Source organism: Allobosea sp. CS1GBMeth4 (assembly GCF_900185715.1).
Taxonomy (GTDB): domain Bacteria; phylum Pseudomonadota; class Alphaproteobacteria; order Rhizobiales; family Beijerinckiaceae; genus Allobosea.
In genome coordinates this window covers 464,594-480,947 of record NZ_FYAS01000025.1, presented here as the reverse complement: position 1 = coordinate 480,947, position 16,354 = coordinate 464,594, and the positions used below count along the sequence as shown (strand labels likewise).

The window sequence follows — 16,354 nt, the reverse complement described above, 5'->3', positions numbered from 1 at the left end:
ATCGGCACGCGGGCGCGGGATGGGCAGGGTCCTGCACCCGCAGAGACAAGAAGCGCGCCGGCGCGATGCGCCGTTCAGGCGAGATGATGGGCCTCGGTCCGGGCCGGGGCGGGCCGGCCGAGGAAGGCGGACCAGAGGCGCGCGACGCTCTCCTCCTCCAGATCCTTGACGATCAGGACGAGGCGGGAGCGGCGGTCCGAGTCGGGCCAGGCCGGCAGCAGCACCGGCGGATGCAGGATCTGCTGGACGGCGTGGACGAGCAGCGGGCCGTCGGGGTGTTCGGCGAGCGCCACCAGCCCCTTCAGCCGCAGCAGCTTCGTGCCGTGGGTCGAGCGCAGCAGGGTCCAGAACAGGTCGAAGGTCGCCTCCCGGATCGGCGCATCGGCGGCGAGCGTGAAGGCGCGGATGCCGGCGTCATGGCGGTTGACGTCGTGATGATGGTGGGCGTGGCCGTCGTGATGGTGATGATCGTGCCCTCCGCCATGTTCGTGGCGGTGGCCGTGATCGTGCCCGGCCAGCGCTTCGGCCGCGAGCCAGCGGCGCAGCTCGTCCGGGCGCTCGGCGATATCGTAGAGCCCGGCGCCGACGATCGCTTCGGCCGGGGCGTCGGGCGCGAGGATGTCGATGCCGGGATTGAGCTCGCCCAGCCGCTTGCGCAGCGCCGCGACGGCTCCGGCGTCGGTCGCGATGTCGGTCTTGGTCAGCACGAGCCTGTCGGCGGCGATCACCTGGCGGAGCGCCTCGGGATGGTCGTCGAGCGTCGCCATGCCGTTGACGGCGTCGACCAGGGTGACCACGCCGTCGAGCCTGAAGCGCATGGCGAGATAGGGATGGTTGATCAGCACGTTCAGGATCGGCGCCGGGTCGGCGAGGCCGGTGGTCTCGATCACCAGCCGCCGGAAGGGCGCGACACGGCCATTGTCGAGGCGGCGGAGCAGATCCTCGAGCGTGACGATCAGGTCGTCGCGGATGGTGCAGCACAGGCAGCCCGAGGCGAGCAGGATCATCCCGTCCTCGATGCCCTCGACGAAGAGATGGTCGAGCCCGATCTCGCCGAACTCGTTGACCAGCACCACGGTTTCCGCCAGCGCCGGCTCCTTGAGCAGACGGTTGAGCAAGCTGGTCTTGCCGGCGCCGAGGAAGCCGGTCAGCAGCGTCAGGGGGATCGGTGCGGGGCGCTGGGGCTGCTCGGACATGGGGTCAGGTTCCTGGCGCGGCCGCGACGGGCAGGCGGTGGGCTCGCTTTTGTTCCAATATTACATTGGCGATGATCGCGGCGACGACAAGGGCGCCGCCGGCGTATTGCAGCGAGCCGACACGTTCGCCGAGGAATGTCGCGGCGATCGCCACGGCGAAGACCGGCTCGGCGCAGAAGGCGAGCGCCGCCGGGCCGGGCGCGACGCGGGCGAGCGCCAGCACCTGCAGCAGGAAGCCGATCAGATAGCCGCCGATCGTGACGGCGACCGCGATCGGCGCGAGCAGCAGCGCCGAGGGCGGCTGGAACAGGCCGGTGACGGCGAGGATCGAGAGCGTCACCGGCAGGATGACGAGATGCGACCAGAACAGCTTCGGCAGCGTGCCGGCTTCGCCGCAGCGGGCGGCGGAGAAGAATTGCGCCGCGGCGAGGAGGCTCGCGGCGAGGGCGAGCGCGAGGCCGCGCGGGTCGAGCCCGTGCCAGTCGGGGCCGACCACCATGGCGACGCCGAGGAAGGCGACGAGCGCGACCGCGACCCGGTCGAGGCTGAAGCGGACCGGGGTGAAGAGCGGCTCGGCCAGCACGATCAGCACCGGAAAGGTGTAGAAGATCACCGCCGCGACGGTGATCGGCAGGAAAGCCACCGACGACAGATAGGCCGAGCCGACCAGCGCCGTGCTGACGCCGAACAGGGCCAGCGCCGGCCAGCGCCGGCGCGGCACGGCGAGGCTGCTGCGCCAGACCAGGGCCGCGCCGGCGGCGAGCGCCAGCATCAGGAAGACGCGGTAGAAGACGATCAGCGGGCCGCTCAGCCCGGCCTGGCCGGCGAGCTGGGCGCTGACGATGTTGGTGCCGAAGGCGGCGGCGGAGGCGAGTGCGAGCGCAAGGCCGCGCTGGGCCGTCGAGGCGTCCTGCGGCCGCACGGGTGGCGCCGGATCAGGCGTCGGGCTGGGCGGCCGGCTTCGTGCCCGGGCGAGCCGGCGGCCGGGCGATCGGCTTGGCCTGCGCCTGGCTGGGCTTGGCCTTGGCCGGGGCGGGCTTGTCCGAGGCCGGCTTGGTCAGCAACGGCCTGGCAGGCGGCTTGTTCGCCGCCCTGATGCCGGCTGCCGAGCCGGGACGCAGGCTCGCGGGCGTCGCGGCGCCCGGCTGGATCGCGCCCTGCAGACGCATCGGGCCGGCGCCCAAAGCAGCGGCGGCAGGCCGGTCTTCCGGCGTCGGCGCGACCGGCGCGAAGGCGGAAGAGGAGGGCGGTATCGCGCCGTTGCTGGAGAAGGTGCGGCTGCCGGCGACGAGCCCGGCCGCGACCGGCGCAGCGGGCTGGATCGTCTCGCGCGCCACCTGCGTGTCGGGCTTCGCGACGACATTGGCGGCGAGCGGCGCCGCGGCCGAGCCCGGCGTGCGGCCGAAGGAGACCTGCACGGGCTCGAACTTGGCGCGCGGGCCGAGGGTGATGCGGCCCGAGGGCGAGCGCGTCAGCACGGAGCCGGCGCCGCCCTGGGGGGCGGCCACGGCGAAACGGTCCGACGTGCCTTCGGCATTGCCGCCGACGGCGAAGCCGCCGCCGGTATAGGTGATCGGCCCGGCCGTCTCGGTATCGTCGCCGAGCGCGCCGCCGCCGCGGCGGACGCTGTCGCAGATGCTGTAGGCGCGCCCGCCATTGCCCGAGGGCATGCTGGCGACGTTGCCGCCGAAGCCGCCCCATTTGCCGAAGCCGTCGTCGAGCAGCTGCGCCGCCTTGACCGTGCGCTCCGCGCCGGAACTGGCGCCCATGACGACGGCGATCAGCGTCCGGCCGCCCCGGGTCGCCGTGGCGACGACATTGAAGCCGGAGGCGCAGACGAAGCCGGTCTTCATGCCGTTGATGCCGTAATAGCGGCCGACCAGGCCGTTGGTGTTGTTGAGCACCTGCTTGCCGAGCTGGACCGCGCCGGTGTTCCAGTAGTCCGAGTACTGGCCGAACTCGTTCATCAGCGCCATGGCGAGCACGGCGAGATCGCGGGCGCTGGTCTGCTGGTCGGGGTGGTGCCAGCCGTTCGGATTGACGAAATGGGTGTCGTTCATGCCGAGCCGGCGGGCCTCGGCGTTCATCATCGAGACGAAGGTCTCGACGTCGCCGCCGACGCCCTCGGCGATGACATAGGCGATGTCGTTGGCCGACTTCACCATCATGATACGGATGGCGTTGTCGAGGGTGATTTCCTGGCCGGCCCTGATGTAGACCTTGACGCGCGGCTGGCTGGCGGCCCGCTTCGAGGCGGGAATCGCGGTCTCGAGCCCGAGCCTGCCCTCGCGGACCGCCTTGAGCGCGAGGTAGAGCGTCATCATCTTGGTGGTGGAGGCCGGATGCCAGGCCTGGGTCGGGTTCTCGCTCGACAGGACGGCGCCGCTCGAGGCGTCGACCACCACGCTCGTGCCGGCCTGGGCCGGTACGGCGACGGCGAGGAGCAAGGCGAGGGGGGCGCCGGCGGCGAGGCGGAACGGGATCATCGGCTGAGGTCTGAACCTGTCGTGGCGGGGGTCGAGGGCTTCAACGCGACGCTTGAGGCATTTTCGAGACGGCGGGCGACAATCCCGCCTCGCTGATGACGCATACCTACCCCTCATCGAGCGATTTGCCTAGCGCCGCGTCGCGGTCCAAAGCAACGGCCAGCTCTTTCCTCGGGGTCTCGGCGCGTGAGTTTCAGCCTTCTGTGGATACCGGTGACGCTCGCCGCCTCGCTGCTGCAAACCGCGCGCAACCTGACCCAGCGCTCGCTCACCGAGGTGATCGGCGTCGTCGGCGCGACGCAGGTGCGCTTCCTGTTCGGACTGCCCTTCGCGCTGATCTTCCTCGCGCTCGTCTGCCTCGTCGGCGGCAGCCTGCCGCCGACGCCCGATCTCCGCTCCTTCGGCTTCGCCCTGTTCGGGGCGCTGACCCAGATCCTCGCCACCGCCCTGATGCTGGCGGCGATGCGCGAGCGCTCCTTCGCGGTGACGACCGCCTATACCAAGACCGAGCCGGTCCAGGTCGCGCTGTTCGGCGCGGCGCTGCTCGGCGACGCGCTCGGCTGGGCGAAGTTCACGGCGATCGTCGTCGCCACGGCCGGCGTCGTGCTGATGTCGTGGAAGCCGGGCGAGAAGCTCAGCGCCGCGGGGTTGCGGCCGGCGGCGCTCGGGATCGGGGCCGGCGCCGCCTTCGCGCTGTCCGCGATCGGCTTCCGTGGCGCGATCCAGGCCTTGCCGGACGGGCATTTCCTGATGCGCGCGACCACCATCCTGGCGCTCGGCCTGGCGCTGCAGACGCTGATGCTGACGCTCTACATGCTCGCCGCCAACCGCAAGGCCCTGGTGCTCAGCCTGCGCAACTGGCGCCGCTCGCTGGCCGCGGGCTTCCTCGGCGCCGCCGCCTCTCAGTGCTGGTTCCTCGGCTTCTCGCTGACGAGCGCGGCCAATGTGCGCACGCTGGCGCTGGTCGAGGTGCCGCTCGCGCAGATCGCCTCGCGCCGGATCTTCTCCGAGGGCACGAGCCGGCGCGAGCTCGCCGGCATGGCGATGATCGTCGCCGGCGTCGGCGCGCTGCTGATGCTGGCCATCGGGTAGGGCAGGGCCGCGCGCTCCGCGCTTGACTCGCGGCGCGATCGTTGGCCTTTCCACGCACGGGGGAAATGCGCGCATGCCGGCTTGTGGCCGCGCCGGTGCGGGAGCAGATACTGTGTATCTGCACATCAGCCAGGAGAAGGTCATGACTGCTGCAATTGTCGGCTGGGCCCATACGCCGTTCGGCAAGCATGATTCCGAGACGGTCGAGAGCTTGATCGTGCGCGTCGCGACCGACGCGCTGGTCGATGCCGGCATCACCGCCGACCAGGTCGACGAGATCGTGCTCGGCCATTTCAACGCCGGCTTCTCGGCGCAGGACTTCACCGCCTCGCTCGTGCTGCAGGCCGATCCGGCGCTGCGCTTCAAGCCGGCGACTCGCGTCGAGAACGCCTGCGCCACCGGCTCGGCCGCGGTGCATCAGGGCGTGCGCGCCATCAAGGCGGGCGCCGCCAAGGTGGTGCTGGTGGTCGGCGTCGAGCAGATGACGACGACGCCCGGGCCGGAGATCGGCAAGAACCTGCTGAAGGCGTCCTATCTGGCACAGGAGAGCGACGTGCAGGGCGGCTTCGCCGGCGTCTTCGGCAAGATCGCCTCGTCCTATTTCCAGCGCCATGGCGACCAGTCGGACGCGCTCGCCATGATCGCGGCGAAGAACCACAAGAACGGCGTCGACAACCCCTACGCCCAGATGCGCAAGGATCTCGGCTACGCCTTCTGCCGCGACGAGAGCGAGAAGAACCCCTATGTCGCGGGCCCGCTGAAGCGGACCGACTGCTCGCTGGTCTCGGACGGCGCCGCCGCGCTCGTGCTCGCCGACGAGGAGACCGCCAGGACGATGCGCCGCGCCGTCGGCTTCCGCGGCATGGCGCATGTCCAGGACTTCCTGCCGCTGTCGCGCCGCGACATCCTGAAGTTCGAGGGAGGCGCGCTCGCCTGGCAGAAGGCCCTGGCGCAGGCCGGCGTCGTGCTCGACGATCTCTCCTTCGTCGAGACGCATGACTGCTTCACCATCGCCGAGCTGATCGAATACGAGGCGATGGGGCTGACCAGGGAGGGCGACGGCGCCCGCGCCATCAAGGAGGGCTGGACGCAGAAGGACGGCAAGCTGCCGGTCAACGTCTCCGGCGGCCTCAAGGCCAAGGGCCACCCGATCGGCGCGACCGGCGTCTCGATGCACGTGCTCTCCGCCATGCAGCTCGTCGGCGAGGCGCCGGAGGGCATGCAGGTGAAGGATGCGCGCCTCGGCGGCATCTTCAACATGGGCGGCGCCGCGGTCGCGAACTACGTCTCGGTGCTCGAGCGGGTGAAGTGAGGCAAAACACCGCTGTCGGCTTCAAGCCGGCGGGCGTCTTCGAACTGGCCGGAGGGGCGGCGTGATCATCTTCTTCGCGCTGCTGCCGGCCTATGTGCTGTCGATCTTCTACCGCTCGTTCTTGAGCGTGATCGCCGGGCCGGTGATGGGCGACCTGCGCATCGGGCCGGCCGAGTTCGGCCTGCTGGGAGCGGCCTGGTTCATCGCCTTCGCGCTGGCGCAGTTCCCGGTCGGCTGGGCGCTCGACCGGCTCGGGCCGCGCCGGACGGTGGCGGTGACGATGGCGATCGGCAGCGTCGGCGCCTTCCTGTTCGCGCAGGCCGGCAATGCCGAGATCGCCACGGTGGCGATGGCGCTGGTCGGCGTCGGCTGCTCGCCGATCTTCATGTCGACGCTCTACCTGTTCGCGCGGACGGAGGCGCCGGCGCGCTTCGGCCTGCTGACGTCGATCTTCATCGGCCTCGGCTCGCTCGGCAATCTCGCCGGTGCGGCTCCGCTGGCGCTGGCGGCGCAATATTATGGCTGGCGGCCGACCATGACGGCCTTCGCCGTGGCGTTCCTGCTGGCGACCGTGCTCGCCGCGGCGCTGGTGCGCGATCCGCCACCGGTGACCGACGCCTCGGGCAAGCATGAAGGGCTGCTGCAGGGGCTGAGGAGCATCGCCGCGATCGGGCCGCTCTGGCTGCTCGCGCCGATCACCCTCGTCGGCTACGCGATCATCGCGACGGCGCGGGGCCTGTGGATCGCGCCTTACATGACGCAGGTTCACGGGTTCGACGGCATCGCTGCCGGCCATGCGACGCTGGGCATGGCGACGACGATGATCGTCGGCGCCTTCGCCTACGGCGCCCTGCAGAAGCGGACGGGCCGCAGCAAGGCGCTCGTCGCCTGGGGGACGGTGGTGACCGGAGCAGGCTTTTGCCTGCTGGCGCTGACGGGCGACCATTCGGCGCTGGCCGCGGCGACGTTGTTCGCGATCGTCGGTGCGACGGGCTTCACCTATGCGATCCTGATGGCGCATGCGCGCGTCTTCTTCCCGGAGCATCTCGTCGGGCGCGGCATGACCTTCATCAATTTCCTGTTCATCGCCGGAGCCGGCCTGCTCCAATGGGGCTCCGGCTGGTTCGTCGCGGCGCAGCGCGCCGCCGGGCGGGACGCGGCGCAGGCCTTCGCCAACATGCACTGGGGCTTCGCGGCGCTGCTTCTGGCCGCGACCACCATCTACCTGTTCACGCCGGAGACCCGAAGCGGCCGAGGAAGGGCATGAGCGCGTCGAGCACGCGGGCCGGCGCCTGTCGCTGCGGAAAGTGGCCGAGGCCGTCGAGCAGGATGCGCCGATAGGGGCCGGCGAACAGGCGCTCCTTGCCGTCCGAGGTGGCCGGATCGTTGCAGGGGTCGGCCCCGCCGTGCAGGACGAGGCTCGGGATCCGGATGACCGGATCGGCGGCCAGGCGCGCTTCGATCGCGTCATAGGCCGGATCGCGCTCGGCCAGGCCCCAGCGCACGCGATAGGAATGCAGCGTCACCTCGGCCCAGTCCGGATTGTCGAACGAGGAGGCGGTCGACGCGAAATCGGCCTCGGGAAAGGCCCAGCCGGGATTCCAGATGTCCCAGATATAGCGCGTGAACTCGTGCCTCCGGTGCCTGACCAGATCGGCGCCGCGTTCGAGAGCCATGAACCAATGATACCAGTAGTTCCGCGCCTGGGGCAGGGCCAGCTGCTGGTCCGGATCATTGGTGCCCCAGCCGACCGAAAGCGCGATGCAGGCGGAGATGCGCTCCGGCGCCAGCGCGCTGGCGATATAGGCGGCGCGGGCGCCCCAATCGTGCCCGATGATCGCGAGGCGTGGCAGCGCCAGCGCATCGGCGAGATCGAGTGCGTCCTGGGCAAGCGCGGCGAGCTGGCCGTTGTGCGCAGCGTCGGCCGCGCGCAACCGGGTCGGCCCGAAGCCGCGCAGATAGGGGATGATCGTGCGCCAGCCGGCCGCGTGCAGGCCGGGCAGAAGCCCATCCCAGCAGCGGACGTCGTCGGGCCAGCCATGCAGCAGCATGACCGGTCGACCGGTCTCCGGTCCGGCAATCTCGCAGGCGATGGCGAGGTGAGCGGTCTCGACGATGTGGTGCATGGCGGGTCTCCGAATTGCGGCAGACTGCCGGCCGGCCAATCAGAACGGAAACAGATAGGTCCACTATCAATCAGTGAGAAATTCGATATATCGATCGCATGTACGATATGGACCTGCTCAGGAGCCTGGTGGCGGTGGTCGATTGCGGCGGCTTCACCCGCGCGTCCGAACGCCTGAATGCGACCCAGTCGACGATCAGCGGGCATATCAGGCGCCTCGAAGCCGAGGTCGGGCACAGGCTGCTCCGGCGCTCGACCCGCGGCCTGCCGTATCCGACCGAGGAGGGCGCGGTCCTGCTCGATTATGCCAGGCGGATCCTCGCCTTGCAGGAACGGGCGCGCCAGCGCCTCTCGGGCAAGCGCCTGACCGGCCGTCTACGGATCGGCATGTCGGACGATTTCGCCAGCGGGCGCGGCTTGACCCGCGTGCTGGCGGGTTTCGCCGCGCTGCATCCGGAGATGCGGCTCGAGATCGAGATCGGCAACAGCCTCGATCTGCTGGCGGCGGTTACGGCCGCCCGTCTCGATCTCGCCTTGACCAAGACGCGCGGCGCCGATGGCGGCGGCGAGGTCCTGTGGCGCGGCGAGGTGGTCTGGGCGGGGCGGGCCGAGATGGCCGGCGTCGAGCCCCTGCCGCTGGTTCTGTTCCCCGCCCCTTGCGCCTATCGCGATCGGGCGATGGCGGCGCTGGGCGCGATCGGACGGGAGAGCCGGGTCGTCTATACGAGTCCGAGCCTGGCCGGTCTGCGTGCGGCTCTCGCGGCCGGGCTCGGGGTCGCTCCGCTTGCTCACGACCTGATCGGCGACGAGACCGCCCGCATCGGAGCCGAGCACGGCCTGCCGGCACTCGGCCTGGTCGACATCGTCCTGCACCGCCGGGCCGGCTTCACGGGTCCGGATGCGGACGAACTGCTCCGGATCCTGCGCGAACACTGGCGCCTCTGAAACGGAGCAGGCCGGACTCACCCTTCGCCCGGCGCGCGCGCCACGATCGCCAGCGCATGCACCCGGCCGGCGAGCTCTTCCGCAAGTGCGGCATTGACCAGGCGGTGGCGCTCGAGCCGGCTCTTGCCGGCGAAGGCGGGGGAGACGATCTCGACGCGGAAATGCGTCTCGCCGCCTTCGCGCCAGCCGGCATGGCCGTGATGCTGGTGCGACTCGTCGATCACCTGGAGATGCTCGGGCGCGAGCCCGGCGGTGAGCTTGCCGGCGATCCTGTCGGCCATGGTCGGCATGCGGACTCCTCCTGTCGCCAATCGGAGCGCTCGCGCTCCTTGCGAGGCGAGAACACCGATCCGCACCGGCCGGTCAAGCCAGGTGTCGAAGGCGCCGCCTCATTGGGGCCGAATTCCCCCGCTTCTGATGGCCGGCCTCGACTCCGGCTTCCCGGGCGGCGCGGGGCGATCCATGCTGTGCGCGACGGCGCTCGCAGCCGCGGCGGGCGAACGCGGCCTGCGGCGGTTGAGATCGGACCTGCGACGCATTACCTAGGAGAAGGTTCCGGCCGTTTCGGTGAGCCGGGTTCCTTAAGCAATCAGGGTCAAGCTGTCGCCGAGGCGATCGGCTTGCTGCAGGCGCGGAGCGATCCGCGCGGCGGCCGGCTTGTCGACATGGCGTTCCGCCCGCATAACCATGAGACGATGAACTTCAGCTCGCGCCTATTCGACCGGATCAGGATCGGCCCTTCCGAGGCGGAAGAGGTGGTCGAGGCCGATGCGCGCCGTTGCGACCATGCCGGCTGCGCCAGGGCGGGCGAGTACCGCGCGCCGATGGGACGCGGCAAGGAGGGCAAGTTCTTCCTGTTCTGCCTCGACCATGTGAAGGCCTACAACGCGACCTACAACTACTTCGCCGGCATGAACGACGAGGCGCTCGCCGCCTATCAGAAGCAGGAGGAGATCGGCCACCGGCCGACCTGGAAGCTCGGCGTCAACGCGAGCGCGGCCCGGATGGCGCAGCGCGGGCGGGTGACCGGCGGGCAGGAGGGCGCCGAAGTCGAAGACGCTTTCGGCCTGTTCCGCGGCCGCGTCCGCCGCGAGCAGGACAGGGCCGAACCGCGGGTCGGCGTCCTTGCCAGGAAGGCGCTGGAGACGCTCGACCTCGACGAGAGCGCCGACCGCGCCGCGATCAAGGCCCGCTACAAGGAGCTGGTGAAGCGCTTCCACCCTGACGCCAATGGCGGCGACCGCTCGCGCGAGGGCCGGCTGCAGGAGATCCTGAAGGCCTACCAGACGCTGAAGGGCAGCGGGCTGGCCTAGCCGCCTCGTCCGACCGGCCACCTTCCGGGGCTCGGCGCTGATGCGCCGCCGCGGAATCACGGCGCAGGGAACTGGACCGGGGGCGGATACGCCGGTAGGGGTTCAACCGTCTACGGATCGCCGGAGCAGGCCATGGTCACGGATTCGCAGGTGATCGCCCCGATCGACGCGGCGGAGCGGCGCAGCAAGCCGCCGGTCGTGGTCTATCCCAATGGCAGCCTGCCCGGCGCCGACATGGCGATGCTGGAACGCGCGCGCCGGACACTGCGCAAGCGCGACGAGATCATCGTGCCGCCGCGCGAGGCCGCGAGCTTCCGCGTGCCGAAGGGGCATTTCTTCCGGATCGTCAGCATCGAGGGGCCGCAGGTCGGCGATCTCAACCTGTGGAACGCGGAGGATCTCGACGAGCGCTTCTTCAGCGGCAAGACGCGGGCCCTGCACGCCACCCATGTCGGCACCGGCGACCGGCTCTGGAGCAATCTGCCGCATCTGCGACCGATGGCGACGATCACCCACGACACGCTCGGCTGGTACGGTTTCGACCAGGATGGGGCCGGCGTGCACGACGTGATCGGCACGCGCTGCGACCCCTATACCCACAGGCTGCTCGGCGATGGCGGCGACTACCACCATTGCTGCCATTCCAACCTCGCCCGGGCGCTCGGCAGGGCGAGGGGGCTGCCGGCACGCGAGGTCGAGCACCATGTCCACGACGTGCTCAACGTCTTCATGTGCACGGGCTTCACGCGCGACACGCACCGGTACTTCATGAAGGCGAGCCCGGTGCGGCCGGGCGACTTCCTCGAACTCTTCGCCGAGATCGACCTGCTGGGGGCGATCTCGGCCTGCCCCGGCGGCGATTGCGGCCAGACGCATTCGAGCGACGTCGCCATCTGCCATCCGCTCAAGGTCGAGATCTACGAGCCGGACCCCGCCATGCTCGCCGGCTGGCGCTCGCCGCCGCGCAATCCCTATGGGCGCAGCCATGGCGAGCAAGGCTGAAGGCCGGCAGCTTCGAGGGACGCCTTGTCTTTCCGAGGCAGGCCGCAGGCCTGAGCCCGGAACCCATGAATACCGCCCTTTCCTTCATGGTCGGGCTTGTCCCGACCATCCACGTCGTCCTTCACCAGGCGCGGTGCTCAAGACGTGGATGCTCGCCACAAGGGCGAGCATGGCGAGCCGGATAAGCGTCGTGGTCACAGGCTCCTGGCTCTTCGCTGCGCGAGGCCTCGCAATGGCGAAGCCGCTCAGTTCTTCAGCAGCGAATTCATCCCGTCGGTGTCGAGATTGTCGGAGCCGCGCAGGCTGCTGCGCTCGGTCGAGCCCGGCTGCTCGCCATCCTGGCCGAAGCCGCCCGAAGCGCCGGATGGCGCATCGCCGGAGGGGGCCGGCGCCTGCCCGCGCGCACCAGCCAGCTTGCGCAGCAGCGGGCTCGCCTGCAGCAGCGCCGTCATGCTGGTGGCGGTGTTGTAGCTCGACGGGTCGTCGGGAGCGAGGCCACCCTGCTTGTGCAGGGCGATGCCGCTGCTGCGCGCGTCGAAGAGCAGCGAGCCGGACGAGCCGCCGAGCGTGTCGCAGCGATGGCGCAGCTCGACCGGGTCGCCCTGCTGGCGCGTCGCCATGCAGCGGAAGCGGCTCATCACCTTGGGGCGGCCGGCGGGATGATGGATCACCATCAGCGAGGGGGCGCTGCCGGCAGGCGTCGCCGCGAGCTTGACGGAGCCATAGGTCGCGGTCGGATTCCCCTTCACCTTGGCGATGGCGTAGTCGAGCCGGGCATTGTGCTCGACCGGCCTGGGGTCGAGCTCGAAGACCTTCGCGCCCCTGCCGTCCTGCGTCAGGAAATCCATGACGATGATGGCGCGCACCGGCACCATCTCGCCATTCTGCGGCAGGCAGTGATGATTGGTCAGCACATAGTCGCCTGGCAGGAGCTCGCCGGTGCAATGGGCCCCGGATTGCCTGCCGGTCTTGCTGTCCTTCATCAGGATGTCGATGCGCCCGACGGGCCTGGCCATGGCCGCGAGCGGATCGCGCGGATCGAGCTCGGAGATCGGCTCGAAGGCGCCCTTGTTGGTCTCGATCTGGGTTGCGGCGTCGCCGGTGCTCTGGCGCCGCGGCATGCTGACCTTGCCGAAATCGGCGGGATCGAAACCGGCCGTCTGGGCCGCGGCGGAGCCGGCGAGGAGGAGGCCGGCGGCGCCGATGCAGGCGGCCCGCAGCGCGGTTCCGTTCAACCTGGTCTGCAGCCATGCAGGCATGCGGCTCTCCATTTCCTCCCAGCCACGGCCGGCCGCTCAGGAACTCCTGCCTGCGCCTGCCGGGCCGTGACGCGCTCGGCCGCAGGCATGAAGCGCCTCGGCCCAGCGACGATAGCGGTCCGCCGGCCCTTGCGGAACCCAGGGCCGCTTTCGCGGGCGCCGGCGGCTTCCGTGCTGGCGGCGAGCCTGGCCGTCAGCGGTGACCGCGGCCTTTCGCAGCCAGCTCCGCGACATCGCCGATGATGCCGTCGAGCGCGAAATCCTTCGGCGTATAGACGCGCGCCACGCCCATGTTGCGCAGCGCGTTCTCGTCGTCGGGCGGGATGATGCCGCCGACCACGACGGGAACGTCCATGCCGGCGACGCGCAGCCGCGCGGTGACGTCACGCACCAGCGGCAGATGCGAGCCGGAGAGGATGGAAAGCCCGATGATGTCGGCCTGCGTCTCCTTCGCCTGCGTCACGATCTCCTCGGGAGTCTGGCGGATGCCGCCATAGGAAACCTGCATGCCGGCGTCGCGGGCACGCACGGCGATCTGCTCGGCGCCGTTCGAATGGCCGTCGAGGCCCGGCTTGCCGACCAGGAAGCGCGGCGGCCGGCCGAGGCGCTCGGTCGCCTTCGCCACCGCCGCCTTGACGGTGGCGAGGCCGCCATCGTCACCGAGCTTCGTGGTGTCGACGCCGGTCGGAGCACGGTACTCGCCGAAGATCTCGCGCAGGGTCTGCGCCCATTCGCCTGTGGTGACGCCGGCCTTGGCGCAGGCGATCGAGGCCGGCATGACGTTGCGGCCTTCCTTCGCCGCGCCGGCGAGCGCGGCGAGCGCAGCCTCGGCCGCCTTGCCGTCACGCCCGGCGCGCCAGGCCTTCAGCCGGCCGACCGCCTCGATCTCGACCGAATCCGGCACGGTGACGACATTGCCTTCGCCGGCCGAGAGCGGCGAGGGCTCGCTGCTGGTGAATTTGTTGACGCCGACGACGACCTGCTCGCCGCGCTCGATCGCCTCGATGCGCCGGGCGCCGTTCTCGACCAGCGCCCTCTTCATGTAGCCGCTCTCGACGGCGGCGAGGGCGCCGCCCATGGCATCGATCTTCGCCAGTTCCTCGAGCGCGGCGGCCTTGAGCTCCTCGACCTTGGCGTCGATCTCCCTCGAGCCGTCGAAGATGTCGCCGAATTCGAGCAGGTCGGTCTCGTAGGCGAGGACCTGCTGCATGCGCAGCGACCATTGCTGGTCGAAGGGGCGGGGCAGGCCGAGCGCCTCGTTCCAGGCCGGCAATTGCACCGCGCGGGCGCGGGCCTTCTTCGACAGGGTCACCGCCAGCATCTCGATCAGGATGCGATAGACGTTGTTCTCGGCCTGCGGCTCGGTCAGCCCGAGCGAATTGACCTGCACGCCGTAGCGGAAGCGGCGGTGCTGCTCCTCCAGAACGCCGAAGCGCTTCAGCGTGATCTCGTCCCAGAGATCGACGAAAGCCCGCATCTTGCAGAGCTCGGTGACGAAGCGCATGCCGGCATTGACGAAGAAGGAGATGCGGCCGACGACGGCGCCGAACTCCTCGGGCGCGACCTCGGGCCGGGCCTTGATCGAGTCGAGCAGCGCGATCGCGGTCGCGAGCGCGAAGGAGAGTTCCTGCACCGGCGAGGCGCCGGCCTCCTGCAGGTGATAGGAGCAGACGTTGGTCGGGTTCCATTTCGGCAATTCGCGCGCCGTGAAGACGACGATGTCGGTGGTCAGCCGCATGGAGGGGCGCGGCGGGAAGACGTAGGTCCCGCGCGACAGGTACTCCTTGACGAGGTCGTTCTGGGTCGTGCCCTGCAGGGCGGCGCGATCGGCCCCCTGTTCGTCGGCGACGGCGATGTAGAGCGAGAGCAGCCAGGCCGCCGTCGCGTTGATCGTCATCGAGGTGTTCATCTGCGCCAGCGGAATCTGGTCGAACAGGGTCCGCATGTCGCCGAGATGGGTGATCGGCACGCCGACCTTGCCGACCTCTCCGCGCGACAGCACATGGTCGGGGTCGTAGCCGGTCTGCGTCGGCAGGTCGAAGGCGACGGAGAGGCCGGTCTGGCCCTTGGCGAGGTTGGTCCGGTAGAGCCTGTTCGATTCCGCCGCGTCGGAATGGCCGGCATAGGTCCGGAAGATCCAGGGCCTGTCGCGCCGGGTCTGGGTCCGATGCGGATCGATCGCGTTCATGCTCGCTCCCTGCCGTGCCGTCTCTTATGGTTCGCGTGAGCTCGTGCAATTTTGATTGTTGCACTGCAGCGAAGATAACGCCAGAGGGTGGAAAAGGTCGCGTCAGACGTTCGGATAATGGGCGCGGCCCGCGCCGGCCGGGTTTCACGCCTGGGCCGGCCCGTATAGCTTCACCGGATCTTGTCCTCAGCAGAGTTACGATGACGCAGTCTTCCCCGCCGCGGCCGGCCCTTGCCCGCTGGCTCTCGACCGGCAACAGCATCACCCAGCAGTTCATGGCGATCGGCGGCCGGCCCGACATCGTCAGCCTCGCCGGCGGCCTGCCGGCGGCCGAGCTCTATCCGGTCGCGGCGATCGCCGCGGCGCAAGAGAAGGCGCTGACGCGCTGGGGCACGCAGATCCTCGAATACGGCCCGATCGAAGGCTTGCCGGCGCTGCGAGCCGCGATCGCGGAGCGCTTCAGCGTCGCGACCGGATGCCGCTTCGGGCCGGAGAACGTGCTTTTGACGACCGGCGCGATGCAGGGGCTCGACCTCGTCGGCAAGGCGCTGGTCGATCCGGGCGAACTGATCCTCTCGCAGTTCCCGACCTATCTCGGAGCGCTCGACGCCTGGCGCCCACGCATGCCGCGCTATGAGAAGCTCGACTGGAGCCTCGCGGCGCCGGGGCAGGACGCGGCGCTGCGCCAGGCCAAGTTCGTCTACGCCGTGCCGAACTACTCCAACCCGACCGGGGTGCTGGTGCCGCAGGATGAGCGTGCCGCCCTGCTCGACAAGGTCGAGGCGGCAGGGACCTGGCTGCTCGAGGACGATCCTTACCTCCCGCTGCAATTCGACGGGCCGGCGGGGCCGAGCATCCTCGCCCATCATGCGCAGCGCCATCCGAACGGCGCCTATGCCGGGCCGGTGATCTATCTCGGCACGCTGTCGAAAAGCCTGGCGCCGGGGCTGCGCGTCGGCTGGATCGTCGCCGAGGCCTCGCTGATCGCGGCGCTGGCGCTGGCCAAGCAGTCGACCGACATCGCTTCCAGCCTGCTGACGCAGGCGGTGGCGCTGGAGATGATCGAGAGCGATTTCGAGGCGCAGCACATCCCCGGCCTGGTCACGACCTATCGCGAGCGGCGCGACGCGCTGTGCGCCGCCGCGGACGAGCACCTCTCCGGCTGGTTCGAGTGGGAAGTGCCGCCGGGCGGGATGTTCGTCTGGATGCGGGCGAAGGACGGATCGATCGACACCGATGCGCTCTATGCCCATGCGCTGGCCGAGAAGGTCGCCTTCGTGCCGTCGAGCGTGTTCGATCCGACCGGCGCCCTGAAGAGCGCGATGCGGGTCAATTTCACCCGCTCGCCGCCGGAGGCGCTGGTCGAGGGCGTGCGCCGGCTGGAGCGGGCAGTGCGGCGCCTCCTCGCCGAGCGCTCCGGCCGGGCGGCGTGAATT

Annotated in this window: 14 protein-coding genes; 7 read left to right on the top strand and 7 right to left on the bottom strand. The window is 70.1% G+C overall.

The genetic code is table 11. From position 1 onward, the window contains the following. Positions 1-74: 74 nt before the first annotated feature. Genes CS1GBM4_RS16135 through CS1GBM4_RS16125 form a run of 3 tightly spaced genes read right to left on the bottom strand, consistent with a single transcriptional unit; the run spans position 75 to position 3,682 of the window. Positions 75-1,196: a GTP-binding protein gene (locus CS1GBM4_RS16135; RefSeq protein ID WP_186419732.1), complete on the bottom strand. Its 1,122-nt coding sequence runs from the start codon at positions 1,194-1,196 to the stop codon at positions 75-77. Between the two features lie 4 nt (positions 1,197-1,200). Next, entirely contained in the window at positions 1,201-2,118 is a 918-nt protein-coding gene (locus CS1GBM4_RS16130) for an EamA family transporter (RefSeq protein WP_186419731.1), read from the bottom strand. A 13-nt stretch (positions 2,119-2,131) separates the two neighbouring features. Beyond that, positions 2,132-3,682 (bottom strand): D-alanyl-D-alanine carboxypeptidase family protein, encoded by a 1,551-nt coding sequence (locus CS1GBM4_RS16125; RefSeq protein WP_186419730.1) that lies wholly within the window; start codon positions 3,680-3,682, stop codon positions 2,132-2,134. A gap of 186 nt (positions 3,683-3,868) precedes the next feature. Here CS1GBM4_RS16125 and CS1GBM4_RS16120 point away from each other — a divergent pair, with 186 nt between their 5' ends. The 3 genes from CS1GBM4_RS16120 (at position 3,869) to CS1GBM4_RS16110 (ending at position 7,353) form a co-directional block, all read left to right on the top strand. Further along, a complete protein-coding gene (locus CS1GBM4_RS16120) occupies positions 3,869-4,774 on the top strand; it encodes an EamA family transporter (protein WP_186419729.1) in 906 nt (301 codons plus the stop codon). A 142-nt stretch (positions 4,775-4,916) separates the two neighbouring features. Beyond that, positions 4,917-6,086: an acetyl-CoA acetyltransferase gene (locus CS1GBM4_RS16115; RefSeq protein ID WP_186419728.1), complete on the top strand. Its 1,170-nt coding sequence runs from the start codon at positions 4,917-4,919 to the stop codon at positions 6,084-6,086. A 61-nt stretch (positions 6,087-6,147) separates the two neighbouring features. Further along, positions 6,148-7,353 carry an MFS transporter gene (locus CS1GBM4_RS16110; RefSeq protein WP_186419727.1) on the top strand — a complete coding sequence of 402 codons (1,206 nt, stop codon included), beginning with the start codon at positions 6,148-6,150 and terminating at the stop codon, positions 7,351-7,353. Here CS1GBM4_RS16110 and CS1GBM4_RS16105 read toward each other — a convergent pair. Beyond that, positions 7,316-8,212, bottom strand: coding sequence for an alpha/beta hydrolase (locus CS1GBM4_RS16105; protein WP_186419726.1), 897 nt, complete (start codon positions 8,210-8,212; stop codon positions 7,316-7,318). The two genes, CS1GBM4_RS16110 and CS1GBM4_RS16105, sit on opposite strands and share 38 nt — an antisense overlap. Before the next feature lie 98 nt (positions 8,213-8,310). Here CS1GBM4_RS16105 and CS1GBM4_RS16100 point away from each other — a divergent pair, with 98 nt between their 5' ends. Then, positions 8,311-9,156, top strand: coding sequence for a LysR family transcriptional regulator (locus CS1GBM4_RS16100; protein WP_186419725.1), 846 nt, complete (start codon positions 8,311-8,313; stop codon positions 9,154-9,156). 17 nt (positions 9,157-9,173) lie between these two features. On the opposite strand, the gene CS1GBM4_RS16095 is transcribed toward CS1GBM4_RS16100, so the two are convergent. Continuing rightward, the gene (locus CS1GBM4_RS16095; RefSeq protein ID WP_186419724.1) at positions 9,174-9,446 is read right to left on the bottom strand and encodes a BolA family protein; all 273 of its coding nucleotides are present in this window, start codon (positions 9,444-9,446) and stop codon (positions 9,174-9,176) included. Positions 9,447-9,851: 405 nt separating this feature from the next. On the opposite strand from CS1GBM4_RS16095, the gene CS1GBM4_RS16090 reads away from it, so the two are divergent. Both CS1GBM4_RS16090 and CS1GBM4_RS16085 read left to right on the top strand, forming a co-directional pair. After that, the gene (locus CS1GBM4_RS16090; RefSeq protein ID WP_186419826.1) at positions 9,852-10,469 is read left to right on the top strand and encodes a J domain-containing protein; all 618 of its coding nucleotides are present in this window, start codon (positions 9,852-9,854) and stop codon (positions 10,467-10,469) included. Between the two features lie 132 nt (positions 10,470-10,601). Beyond that, the gene (locus CS1GBM4_RS16085; protein WP_186419723.1) at positions 10,602-11,471 is read left to right on the top strand and encodes a DUF1989 domain-containing protein; all 870 of its coding nucleotides are present in this window, start codon (positions 10,602-10,604) and stop codon (positions 11,469-11,471) included. Positions 11,472-11,716: 245 nt separating this feature from the next. Here the strand turns inward: CS1GBM4_RS16085 and CS1GBM4_RS16080 are convergent, their stop codons facing one another. Together CS1GBM4_RS16080 and CS1GBM4_RS16075 are read right to left on the bottom strand one after the other, a co-directional pair. Next, entirely contained in the window at positions 11,717-12,730 is a 1,014-nt protein-coding gene (locus CS1GBM4_RS16080) for a serine protease (RefSeq protein WP_186419722.1), read from the bottom strand. A 193-nt stretch (positions 12,731-12,923) separates the two neighbouring features. Continuing rightward, complete coding sequence (locus tag CS1GBM4_RS16075) at positions 12,924-14,918, bottom strand: protein meaA (protein ID WP_186419721.1); 1,995 nt, start codon at positions 14,916-14,918, stop codon at positions 12,924-12,926. Between the two features lie 200 nt (positions 14,919-15,118). Between CS1GBM4_RS16075 and CS1GBM4_RS16070 the strand changes: the two genes are divergently transcribed. After that, positions 15,119-16,351, top strand: coding sequence for a PLP-dependent aminotransferase family protein (locus CS1GBM4_RS16070; protein WP_186419720.1), 1,233 nt, complete (start codon positions 15,119-15,121; stop codon positions 16,349-16,351). Positions 16,352-16,354: the final 3 nt, after the last annotated feature.